The sequence below is a fragment of the Ancylobacter tetraedralis genome, from assembly GCF_014195655.1.
GTDB lineage: Bacteria > Pseudomonadota > Alphaproteobacteria > Rhizobiales > Xanthobacteraceae > Ancylobacter > Ancylobacter tetraedralis.
In genome coordinates this window covers 210,499-222,604 of record NZ_JACICD010000002.1, presented here as the reverse complement: position 1 = coordinate 222,604, position 12,106 = coordinate 210,499, and the positions used below count along the sequence as shown (strand labels likewise).

The window sequence follows — 12,106 nt, the reverse complement described above, 5'->3', positions numbered from 1 at the left end:
CGCGCTCAGGACGAGCCGATGAGGATGCCGGTGATGAGCACCAGGATGCCGCCGAGCACCACTTGCACGATGGCCGAGGTGAACGGCGTCTCCATGTAGCGGGTGCGCACCCAGGCGATGGCGGCGAGTTCGAAGGCCACGACCACGCCGGCCACCGCGGTGGCGGTCCAGAAATCGGGAATGAGATAGGGCAGCGTATGGCCCAGCCCGCCCAGCGTCGTCATGACGCCGCAGGCGATGCCACGCGGCCACGGACTGCCCCGGCCGGTGATCGCACCATCGTCCGACAGCGCCTCGGTGAGGCCCATGGAGATGCCCGCACCGATGGAGGCGGCGAGGCCGACGAGGAAGGCCGCCCAGCTATCCTGCGTGGCGAAGGCGGCGGCGAAGATCGGCGCCAGCGTGGAAATCGACCCGTCGATCAGCCCGGCAAGGCCCGGCTGGACGATCTGCAGCACGAAGATGCGATGAGCGGCCTCGTCCTCGCTCTCGCGCGCGCCGCTGGTCTCGATCTGCCCGCCGAGATCCTGCGCCAGTCGCTCATGCTGGCTCTCCGCCTCGGCAAGGTCGGCGAGCAGCTGGCGCGTATCGGCATCGCGGGCGCGGGCGGCGGCCTTGATGTAGAATTGCTGCGCCTCGTATTCCATCATCTCGGCCTGCTGGCGCACGCTGTCGATGCGCAGCGTCTCGAGCAGCCAGATCGGGTTGCGCTTGAGGAAGCCCTTCACGTCCTGCCGGGTGATATAGGGCAGCTCGCCGCCGAACTTCGCCTTGTACAGTTCATGCAGCGAATGCCGATGGCCGTGCTCCTCCTCCGCCATGCGCTCGAACATTGCGGCGGTGGCGGGATAGTCGGCCCGCAGCCGGCCGGCGAACTGGAGGTAGATGCGCGCATCCTCCTCCTCGTTGGAAATGGCGAGGGCGAGAATCTCGGCCTCTGTCAGGTCGGCAAAGCGTTTCATCGGCAGCGTCCGGATTAGATTAGAATTACTCTAATCTCATGCCGGCAACCTGTCGATTGGCTGTCAGGATGCAGCGCCATGCGTTTGGCGCAGGGGTCTGAACCGCCAAAACGAAACGGGGCGCCCCGAAGGCGCCCCGCTCGATAATGGCATCAGGAGAGTGCGCGGCCGATCACTCGGCGGCGTTGCCTTCCTTGTCGGCGTCCTTGCTGCCCTTCGCCTCGAGGTCCTCGCCGGTCGCCTGGTCGACGACCTTCATGGACAGGCGGGTCTTGCCGCGCTCGTCGAAGCCGAGCAGCTTGACCTTGACCTTCTCGCCTTCCTTGACCACGTCGGACGGCTTGGACACGCGCTCCTTGGCGAGCTGCGAGACGTGCACGAGCCCGTCCTTGGCGCCGAAGAAGTTCACGAAGGCGCCGAAATCGACGACCTTGACGACGGTGCCGTCATAGATCTGGCCGATCTCCGGCTCGGAGGCGATGGACTTGATCCAGTTGAGCGCCGCCTTGATCGATTCACCCGAGGCCGAGGCCACCTTCACGGTGCCGTCATCCTCGATGTTGATCTTGGCGCCGGTCTTCTCGACGATCTCACGGATGACCTTGCCGCCGGAGCCGATGACTTCGCGGATCTTGTCGACCGGAATCTGGATCACCTCGATGCGCGGGGCATGTTCGCCCAGCTCGGCGCGGGCGCCGGTCAGCGACTTGGCCATCTCGCCGAGAATATGCGCGCGGCCATCCTTCGCCTGGGCGAGGGCGACCTTCATGATCTCCTCGGTGATGCCGGCGATCTTGATGTCCATCTGCAGGGCGGTGACACCCTTGTCGGTGCCGGCCACCTTGAAGTCCATGTCGCCGAGGTGATCCTCGTCGCCGAGGATGTCGGACAGCACGGCGAACTTCTCACCCTCGAGGATGAGGCCCATGGCAATGCCCGCCACCGGACGGCGCAGCGGCACGCCGGCATCCATCAGCGCCAGCGAGGTGCCGCAGACGGTCGCCATGGAGGAGGAGCCGTTCGACTCCAGGATCTCCGACACCGCGCGCAGCGTGTAGGGGAACTCATGCGCGGGCGGCAGGATCGGGCGGATGGCGCGCCAGGCGAGCTTGCCGTGGCCGATCTCGCGGCGGCCGGGCGAACCCATGCGGCCGGTCTCGCCGACCGAGAAGGGGGGGAAGTTGTAGTGCAACAGGAAGCGCTCCTTGTAGGTGCCTTCCAGGCTGTCGATGAACTGCTCGTCCTCGCCGGTGCCGAGCGTCGCGACCACCAGGGCCTGCGTCTCGCCACGGGTGAACAGCGCCGAGCCGTGGGCGCGCGGCAGCACGCTGGCTTCGGCGACGATCGGGCGGACCGTCTTGGTGTCGCGGCCGTCGATGCGCACGCCATCGTCGAGGATGGTCCAGCGCACGATCTTGGCTTCGAGCTCCTTGAGGACCTCGGAGAGCACCTGACCATCCGGCACCGGCTGGCCTTCGGCCGCCAGCGCAGCGTAATGCGCCTTCGCCTTCGCCTTGGCCGCGCCGACCGCGTCGTAGCGATCCTGCTTGCGGGCGATCTTGTAGGCGGCGCGCAGGTCCTGCTCGATCAGGCCACGCAGTTCGGCCTCGAGCGCCGAATGGTCCGGAGCCACGAAGTCGCGCGGCTCCTTGGCGGCCTTCTCGGCGAGGCGGATGATGGCCTCGATCACGGGCTGGAAGTGGCGGTGGCCAAACATGACCGCGCCGAGCATCACGTCCTCGGACAGTTCCTTGGCCTCGGACTCGACCATCAGCACGGCGTCGGCGGTACCGGCGACCACGAGGTCGAGCGCCGATTCCTTCAGCTCGTCGCTGGTCGGGTTGAGCACGTATTCATTGTCGATGAAGCCGACGCGGGCGCCGCCCACCGGGCCCATGAAGGGCACGCCGGAGAGGGTGAGCGCGGCCGAGGAGGCGACCAGCGCGACGATGTCGGGATCGTTCTCAAGGTCGTGCGACAGCACGGTGATGACGACCTGGGTGTCGTTCTTGTAGCCGTCGGCGAAGAGCGGGCGGATCGGACGGTCGATGAGGCGGGAGACCAGAGTCTCCTTTTCGCTCGGGCGCCCTTCGCGCTTGAAATAGCCACCGGGAATGCGGCCGGCCGCGTAGGCCTTTTCCTGGTAGTTGACGGTCAGCGGGAAGAAGTCCTGGCCGGGCTTGGGCGCCTTGGCGGAGACGGCGGTGGCGAGGACGGTGGTGTCGCCATAGGTCGCGAGCACGGCGCCGTCAGCCTGGCGCGCCATGCGGCCGGTCTCGAGAACGAGCGTGCGCCCGCCCCAGTCGAGTTCCTCGCGGTGAATATCGAACATGTCTGTCTCTGGCTTTCCGAAGCGGGGCCATGGGCAAGACGGCGAGAGGTTCGGGTCGTGCTCCGAGCCTCCGGCGATCCTGCCATGGCGCGCCGCTTCTCATCGGTCGCGGCGAGCCCCATGCCCGCCGCTCTTGCGGTATCGGCGCGCGCGGACCATCCGCTGCGCCGTCGTCCGGAGCCTGTTGCGCAAGGGCCGAGGGGCCATTTGCGCGGCGAACACGCTCCACGTCATCGTATGGGCACGTGCCTGCCGGTCCGGCCTTCCGGTCGGCAGGCAGGGCACCCATGCGCGCGAGGCCCGCACCGTCGGGGTGCGAGCCTCGCATCGAGGGTCAGCGGCGGATGCCCAGCCGCGCGATCAGGGACTTGTAGCGGGCTTCCTCGGTCTTCTTGAGATAGTCGAGGAGGCCGCGACGGGCCGAGACCATCTTGAGCAGGCCGCGACGGGAATGATTGTCCTTCGCGTGGCCCTTGAAGTGGCCGGTGAGGTTGGCGATGCGCTCGGTGAGGATCGCGACCTGCACCTCGGCCGAACCGGTATCGCCCGGCTTGGTGGCGTATTCCTGGATGAGCGCCTGCTTGCGCTCGGCAGTGATCGACATCGGAGAGTCCTTTCGGTTCTGACGGTGGAGATGGCGAGCGCCGCGGCCGATCCCTCCGGGATCACGTGCCGTTCTCGCTCGCCGGTTCCGCAGTTCGGCCGGGCCGGGATGTCGTCCAGCGCGGTCGAAGGATTGCGGGTCGCGCGGACAAGGGTCCGCAACGCGGGCGCAAGATACACGAAAACGCCAATCTGGCTAGCGTCAACTATGCCGTGCGCCCGGCGCGGGGGCCGCCTACTTGCCCGAATGGAAGATCCGCTTGGGGTGGATCTCCCCGGCCTCGGCCTCGCCAAGGGCGACGAGGCGCCCGCCGGCGGTGATCGCCACCGGCCCTTCGAGGATCGGCGCGTCGCGGCCGCGCAGGATGATCGGCTGGCCATGAACCAGCCGCGCGGCATCCGCCGGCGAGACGCGCAGCGAGGGCAGCGTATCGAGGCCGATCGACACCGGGCGCAGCGCCTGCATGGGCGCGGCATCGTCCATCGCCTCGGAAATCTCGCGCAGCGTCGCCAGCGGCACGAGTTCCTCCTCGGCGAAGGTGCCCACGCGGGTGCGGCGCAGCGCGCAGATATGGCCGCGCGTGCCCAGCCGCTGGCCCATGTCGCGGGCCAGCGAGCGCACATAGGTGCCCTTGCCGCACTCGGTCTCGAAAACCGCGTGGTCGGCGTCCGGCATCTCCACAAGGTCGAGCGAGTGGACGATGACGGTGCGCGCGACGAGTTCCACCTCGATGCCTTCGCGGGCGAGGTCATAGGCGCGCTCGCCATTGATCTTCAGCGCCGAAAACTGCGGTGGCACCTGCTCGATCTCGCCGCGGAACTCGTCGAGGATCGACAGGATGGCCTCACGCGAGGGACGCTCGTCGGCGGTCGCGATCGCCTTGCCCTCGCTGTCGTCGGTGTCGGTCTGCACGCCCCAGCGGACGGTGAAGCGATAGACCTTGCGGCCTTCCATCACGAAGGGAACCGTCTTGGTGGCTTCGCCCAGCGCGATGGGCAGGCAGCCGGAGGCGAGCGGATCGAGCGTGCCGGCATGGCCCGCCTTCTTGGCCTGGAACAGCCATTTCACCGCGCCGACCGCCTGGGTGGAGGTCATGCCGACCGGCTTGTCGAGCAGCACCCAGCCGTCGAGGTCGCGCTTGGGGCGACGCTTGCGCTCGGGCGCCGCGCGCGGGGCGGGCGCCCGCTCGGCAGCGGTCTCGTCGCCGGCGTCGACGTGCGGCGCCGGATCCATCGGAGCCTCGTCAATCGGCGCCTGCTGGGCGAAGGGGGCGTTCATCGGGCGTCCTCGTGGTCGTTCTGGCCGTCGTCGTTCTTGTCGTCGTCGTTCCTGTCGAGATCGCGCTGCACTTGCGGCGACCGCAGCAGCGCGTCGATGCGTCCCCCCTCCTCGAAGGAGGTATCGATGCGGAAGCGCAGCTCGGGCACGAATTTCAGCTCCACCCGGCGGGCGATTTCCCCGCGCAGCGGCTTGGCGTTGGTCGCCAGCGCCTCGATCGCCGCCTTCGGATCCTTGCCGCCGAGCGGCATGACGAAACAGGTGGCGATCTTCAGGTCCGGGCTCATCCGCACCTCGGGAACGGTGATCAGCACCTTGGACAGGGCCGGATCCGCGACATCGCCGCGCGCGAGGATATCGGCCAGGGCATGGCGCACCAGTTCGCCCACGCGCAACTGGCGCTGGCTCGGGCCTGCGCCCGAGCTCGCTTTGTTCTTCATGATTCACAAACCTTCAAGGCCCCCGCCGGTGAACCGGATCGATGGGGCCGGCCTCGACCGGAGCGAGCGGGCTTGGACCGCTCGCTCCCGTGGAAAATCCGCGCCCGGCCAACGACGTATGCCGAGCCTGCGCGGGGCGCGCGCTCCCCGCGCACGGGGAGCGGCAGAGAGCGGCACACGTCAGAGCGTGCGCTGCACGACCTCGACGCGGTAGCACTCGATCGTGTCGCCGGCACGCATGTCCTGGTAGTTCTCGAAGGACATGCCGCACTCCTGGCCCGACTGCACGACGTTGACCGCATCCTTGAAGCGGTTGAGCGTCGACAGCTTGCCTTCGTGGATCACCACGTTGTCGCGGATGAGGCGGACATGCTGGCCGCGCTCGACGACACCGTCGGTAACAAGGCAACCGGCGACCTTGCCCACCTTGGAGACCGCGAAGATCTCCTTGATCACGGCATTGCCGAGCATGGTCTCGCGGTTGATCGGCGCCAGCAGGCCGCCCATCGCCGCCTTCACGTCATCCACCAGGTCGTAGATGATGTTGTACTGGCGGATCTCGATGCCGGCACGCTCGGCCGCATCGCGGGCTTCCTTGTTAGCGCGCACGTTGAACGCGATGATCGCCGCGCCGGCCGTCTCGGCCAGCGTCACGTCGCTCTCGTTCACGCCGCCCGCGCCGGAATGGATGATGCGGGCCTGCACTTCGTCGGTGCCGAGCTTCTCCAGCGAGGAGATGATCGCCTCGACCGAGCCGGACACGTCACCCTTGATGATGAGCGGGAATTCCTTCCGGCCGGTCGTCTTGGCCTGGCTCATCATCTGCTCCAGCGACCCGCGGATGGTGGCGGAACGGGCCGCCGCCTTCTCGCGCTTCTGGCGCTGACGATAGTCGGTGATCTCGCGGGCGCGGGCCTCGTTCTCCACCACGGCGAGACGGTCGCCCGCCTCCGGCGTGCTGTTGAAGCCGAGCACCTCGACCGGGAAGGACGGGCCCGCCGCGGTGACATTGGCGCCCTTGTCGTCGATCAGCGCGCGCACGCGGCCGAATTCGGCGCCGGCAACGACGATGTCGCCGACATGCAGCGTGCCGCGCTGCACCAGCACGGTCGCCACCGGACCCCGGCCCCGATCGAGCTTGGCCTCGATGACCGTACCTTCCGCGACGCGGTTGGGATTGGCCTTGAGGTCGAGCACTTCCGCCTGCAGCGTGATGGCTTCCAGCAGCTTGTCGAGGTTGGTCTGCGCCTTGGCCGACACTTCCACTTCGAGCGTGTCGCCGCCGAGGCTTTCGACCTGGACCTCGTATTGCAGCAGCTCGGTGCGCACGCGCTCCGGCTTCGCATCGGGCTTGTCGACCTTGTTGATGGCCACGATCAGCGGCACCTTGGCGGCGCGGGCGTGGTTGATCGCCTCGATCGTCTGCGGCATGACGCCGTCATCGGCAGCCACGACCAGCACCACGATGTCCGTCACCTTGGCGCCGCGGGCGCGCATGGCGGTGAACGCCGCATGGCCGGGCGTATCGATGAAGGTGATCTTGCCGCCGAGCGGCGAGGTCACCTGATAGGCACCGATATGCTGGGTGATGCCACCGGCCTCGCCGGAGACGACGTTGGCCTTGCGGATGGCGTCGAGCAGCGAGGTCTTGCCGTGGTCGACATGGCCCATGATGGTGACGACCGGAGGACGCGACACCAGTTCCTCGTCGGTGTCGGCCGTGTCGAACAGGCCTTCCTCGACGTCGGATTCGGCGACGCGGCGCACGGTGTGGCCGAGTTCCTCGGCCAGCAGCTGGGCGGTATCGGCGTCGATCACGTCGGTGATCTTCACCATCTGGCCCTGCTTCATCAGCAGGCGGATGACGTCGACCGCGCGCTCGGCCATGCGGTTGGCGAGTTCCTGGATGGAGATCGTCTCCGGGACCGTGACCTCGCGGGCGATCTTTTCCTTGGTCTCGACATGGCGATGGCCGCTCATGCGCTGGGTGCGGCGGCGGAACGAGGCCACCGAACGCTGGCGCTCGTCATCACCCGACTGGGCGGTGACGACGGTCAGGCGGCCGCGGCTCTTCTCAGGCCCGGCAGCCGGACGGGTCGGCTTGGCGGGGACGGCGGGACGCGCGGGCGCGCCACCGGGACCCCGGCGAACCGGACGGCGATCGTCTTCCTCGGCGTCCATGGCCGGGTTGCTGCGCGGCGTCGCCACGCGCGGCGCACCCGCCGGGGTGGCGGCGGTCGGCGCGGGCGTGGTCGTGCGAGGACCGGACGAACCGGGACGCGAAGCGGCCGGGGCAGACGCCCCCCCGCGCGGCGCCGAGGCCGGCGCAGCCCCCTGCGACGACGCGGCAGCGCCGGCATGGCCGGGGTTTTCCTCGCCGAAGCGCTTGCGCGCCTCCTGCTCGGACTTGCGCTTGGCTTCTTCCTCGAAGGCGCGGCGGGCCTCTTCCTCACGCTTGCGCGCTTCGGCGGCCTCGCGCTCGATCTTCTCGCGCGCCTCGCGCTCGGCGCGGCGGACGGCTTCTTCCTCGGCGCGGCGGCGCTCCTCGACCTCGCGCAGGCGGGCGTCCTGCAGCGCGGCGGTACGGGCGCGAGCCTCTTCCTCGGTCAGCGAGCGCAGCACCACGCCGCCCGGGCGCGAGCCCTGCGGCGCCGGGCGCGGACCCGACAGATTGGCGTTGGGCGATGGCTGGGTGCGCAGCGGCGGGCGAGTCTGCACGTTGCTGGGCGCGGGGCGCGGAGCCTGCGGCTGGGCGGACGGTCCCGGGGAAGAAGGTGCCGGCGACGCGGCCTGCGGCGCCTCGGGCTTGTCGCCCGGGCCGAGGACACGGCGCTTCACCTTCTCCACCACGACGGACTTGGACCGCCCATGGCTGAAGCTCTGGCGGACGACGCCCTGCTCGACAGGTCGCTTGAGCGTGAGGGTCTTCCCCCCCTGGCCAGTCCCCTGGCCAACGCCCACCGTCTTCTCGCCCGGGTTCTTCGTATCGGTCATTCGATATCCGTTCCTGTGCATCCCCGCCCCTTGCGGGAATGCGTCACCTGCGGTCCGCCTGCCTCAATGCGGGGCCTTCAAGGTTCAGATGGAAACACCTGATCGACGAGAAAATGCTCCAGCTCATTGAGACTGAAGCATTTTCTCGTCGCCCGGATGGTTCCATCCGAACGCTGAACTGCCCTTAGTCGGCGTACCAGCCTTCAAGTCGTCTGACACGCGCGAGAAAGCCCGCGCTGGTCGGATGCGCAAGCAGCGCAGCATGTACCACATTTGCCCGCCCTAGCGCCAAGTCCAATTGCACGCCGGGGAAGGCATCGATGCGGGCGATCTTGCGTCCGCCCGCCTCAACGATGCGCCGGGCCAGCCCGTCGAGCTTGCCGGCCCCGTCGGGAGCGGCGTCGCGGGCATGCACCAGCACGGCGACCTTTCCGCCCGTGAGGGCGTCGATCACCTTCATGTTGCCCGTCACCACCTGCCCCGCCTTGTTGGCGAGGGCGAGGGCGCCGAGCGCGTCCTTCTCGAGCAGCTGCCCGACCAGCTCGGGCAGCGCCGGATCGGCGCGACCCTTGCCGCGGAAGGCCCGCCCGAAGGCCTTCCTCTTCATCGCCTCGGTCACCGAGTCGCGCCGGGCCGTGACCCAGGCGCCCCGCCCGGGGAGCCGGGCGGCGATGTCCGGCACCACAAGGCCGTCGGGACCCACCACGAAGCGGATGAGTTCCCCCACCGGCTTCACGGTGCGCGTGGCGAGGCAGAGCCGCGTCAGCGCCCGACGGACCGTCTCCGGTCCCTCGTCGGTCTCCACGGCATCGGCTTCCACGGCCGGAACGTCACCGGGCACATCGCCCGCCGCGTCCGCACCGACGTCAACCCCGACAGGGGCCGCGGTGTCGCTGGCGGGGACCGACGCGGACATGTCCGCCTCCGCCCCGTCCGATGCCGCCTCTGCCTGCACGGGTGCCACGCTCCTGCTCACCAGCCTTGGACCTCAGGGACCGAACCCCACGCCTCAGGCGCGGGTCTCGTCCGCCTCGACCTCGGCTTCGGCTTCTTCTTCGCCTTCCTCGGCGACGACCTCGTCGGCCTCGATCCAGCCGGCCTTCACGCGGGCCCGCATGATCAGCGCCTCGGCATCCTCGCGCGACAGCTGGAAACCTTCCAGCGCGCCGGAGATGCGCACGGTCTCGCCATCCTTGCGCTCGGTCCAGCCGGTGAGATCATCGGTGGCACAGCCGGCAAGATCCTCGACCGTCTTGATGTCGTTCTCACCGAACGCCACCAGCATGGGCGAGGTCACGCCCGGCACGTCGCGCAGTTCGTCCGCGACGCCGAGCTCGCGGCGGCGGGCGTCGAAATCCGCCTCGACCTGCGCCAGATGGTTCAGCGCGCGGTTCTGCAGTTCCTGCGCCGTGTCCTCGTCGAAGCCCTCGATGGAAGCGAGTTCGTTGACCGGGACATAGGCGATCTCCTCGACATTCGAGAAGCCTTCCGAGGCCAGAAGCTGGCCCATCATCTCGTCGAGGTCGAGCGCCTCGGCGAAAATCTTCGAGCGCTCGGCGAATTCCTTCTGCCGCCGCTCGCTCTCTTCCGCTTCGGTCATGATGTCGATGTCCCAGCCGGTGAGCTGGGACGCAAGGCGGACATTCTGACCGCGACGGCCGATCGCCAGGCTTAATTGGGCATCCGGGACCACGACTTCAATACGCTCGCGATCCTCGTCAAGCACGACCTTGACCACTTCGGCCGGGGCGAGGGCGTTGACGATGAACGTGGCGACGTCGTCCGACCACGGAATGATGTCGATCTTCTCGCCCTGCAGCTCGTTCACCACCGCCTGCACGCGCGAGCCGCGCATGCCGACGCAGGCGCCGACCGGATCGACCGAGGAATCGCGGGAGGTCACGGCGATCTTGGCACGCGAGCCCGGATCGCGGGCCACGGCCTTGATCTCGACGATGCCGTCATAGATTTCCGGCACTTCCTGCGCGAACAGCTTCGACATGAACTGGGGATGGGTGCGCGACAGGAAGATCTGCGGGCCGCGCAGTTCGCGGCGCACGTCATAGACATAGGCGCGGATGCGGTCGCCGACCTTGAACACTTCGCGCGGCAGCAGCTCGTCGCGGCGCAGCGAGGCTTCGCCCTTGCCGAGGTCCACGACCACGTTGCCATATTCGACCCGCTTGACCGCGCCGTTGATGACCTCGCCGATGCGGTCCTTGAATTCCTCGTACTGCCGGTCGCGCTCGGCCTCGCGCACCTTCTGCACGATCACCTGCTTGGCGGACTGCGCGGCGATGCGGCCAAAGTCGAAGGGCGGCAGCGTGTCGGCGATGGTGTCGCCAACCTGCGCCGCCGGGTTGTGCCGGCGGGCGGAGACGATCTCGATCTCGGTGGACGGATTGTCCACCTGATCGACGACCAGCAGATGGCGGGCGAGGCGCAGCTCACCGGTGCGCGCATTGATCTCGGCGTGGATGTCGGTCTCGGCGCCGTAGCGCGAGCGGGCCGCCTTGGCGATCGCATCTTCCATGGCGGCGATGACGATGCTCCGGTCGATCGATTTCTCCCGCGCGACCGCGTCGGCGATCTGCAGGAGTTCGAGCCGGTTTGCGCTGACCACTGCCATCAGTGGATCTCCTTCGCGGTGGATGTGCGTTTGGCGTTGGACTTCTTGCCAGGCTTTGCCGCGCCCTTGGGCTTCAGCATCGCCTTGGCCTTCGGCTTGCCGCGGACGGGCATCTTCTTCGGCGGCACCACGCGGACGGCGACGGCCTCGCCGGCCCCCGCGTCGTCGCCCTCGTCATCGCCGTCGAGAGGGGCATCGCCCAGGTCGGCGGTGTCGATATCGTCCTCGTCGATCCCCGCGCCCTCGCGCAGCGCCTTGTCGCGGCGCAGGGCCTCGCGGATGAGCGCTTCGGTCATGACGAGGCGCGCCTCGCCGATATCGGCGATCGGCAGCGTCGCCGTATCGGGCGACCCGGCCGGCGCGTCGGGCAGGCGAACCAGCGCCGCGCCGTCCTTCGCGCCGATCAGCAGGCCGCGGAAGCGCTTGCGCCCCTCCACCGGCACGGCCATCTCGACCTTCACCTCATGGCCGGCCCAGCGCTCGAAATCGGAGATGCGCACCAGCGGCCGGTCGATGCCGGGCGAGGACATTTCGAGGTTGTAGGCGCCGGAAATCGGGTCCTCGACATCGAGCACGGGCGAGATGGCGCGGCTGGCCGCCTCGCATTCCTCGATGCCGAAGCCGCCATCCGGCCGCTCGGCCATGATCTGCAGCGTCGGCGAATGGCCGCCGGTGATCTTCACCCGCACCAGCCGGAAGCCGAGACCTTCCAGCACCGGCGCGACGATGCCGGCGACGCGCGCGGCCGGTCCGGCCTCGGTCACGAGGCGGGGTTCGTCAAGGCGGGGTTCGCCGGCACCGCTAGCCGGTGCGACGATCTCTTCAGCGGGGTGATTGTCTTGTTCGCTCATCCGTCCTGCCCGGACC

General features: G+C 68.6%; 9 protein-coding genes. All 9 read right to left on the bottom strand.

All coding sequences use genetic code 11. From position 1 onward, the window contains the following. Positions 1–5 precede the first annotated feature (5 nt). On the bottom strand, positions 6–962 hold the full coding sequence (gene mbfA / locus FHS55_RS06335; protein WP_183188859.1) for an iron exporter MbfA: 957 nt from the start codon (positions 960–962) through the stop codon (positions 6–8). Between the two features lie 172 nt (positions 963–1,134). After that, entirely contained in the window at positions 1,135–3,294 is a 2,160-nt protein-coding gene (gene pnp, locus FHS55_RS06330) for a polyribonucleotide nucleotidyltransferase (RefSeq protein ID WP_183188858.1), read from the bottom strand. 334 nt (positions 3,295–3,628) lie between these two features. After that, the gene (gene rpsO, locus FHS55_RS06325; RefSeq protein ID WP_183188857.1) at positions 3,629–3,898 is read right to left on the bottom strand and encodes a 30S ribosomal protein S15; all 270 of its coding nucleotides are present in this window, start codon (positions 3,896–3,898) and stop codon (positions 3,629–3,631) included. A gap of 234 nt (positions 3,899–4,132) precedes the next feature. After that, a complete protein-coding gene (truB, locus tag FHS55_RS06320) occupies positions 4,133–5,131 on the bottom strand; it encodes a tRNA pseudouridine(55) synthase TruB (protein ID WP_246339951.1) in 999 nt (332 codons plus the stop codon). A gap of 41 nt (positions 5,132–5,172) precedes the next feature. Then, positions 5,173–5,616, bottom strand: coding sequence for a 30S ribosome-binding factor RbfA (gene rbfA / locus FHS55_RS06315; RefSeq protein ID WP_183188855.1), 444 nt, complete (start codon positions 5,614–5,616; stop codon positions 5,173–5,175). A 180-nt stretch (positions 5,617–5,796) separates the two neighbouring features. Next, positions 5,797–8,610, bottom strand: a complete 2,814-nt coding sequence (gene infB, locus FHS55_RS06310; protein WP_183188854.1) for a translation initiation factor IF-2 — start codon at positions 8,608–8,610, stop codon at positions 5,797–5,799. A gap of 184 nt (positions 8,611–8,794) precedes the next feature. Continuing rightward, positions 8,795–9,526, bottom strand: a complete 732-nt coding sequence (locus FHS55_RS06305) for an RNA-binding protein (protein ID WP_183188853.1) — start codon at positions 9,524–9,526, stop codon at positions 8,795–8,797. Positions 9,527–9,619: 93 nt separating this feature from the next. Then, entirely contained in the window at positions 9,620–11,239 is a 1,620-nt protein-coding gene (nusA, locus tag FHS55_RS06300; RefSeq protein WP_183188852.1) for a transcription termination factor NusA, read from the bottom strand. Then, positions 11,239–12,090, bottom strand: coding sequence for a ribosome maturation factor RimP (gene rimP, locus FHS55_RS06295; protein ID WP_183188851.1), 852 nt, complete (start codon positions 12,088–12,090; stop codon positions 11,239–11,241). Before rimP ends, nusA begins: the two co-directional genes overlap by 1 nt. Positions 12,091–12,106: the final 16 nt, after the last annotated feature.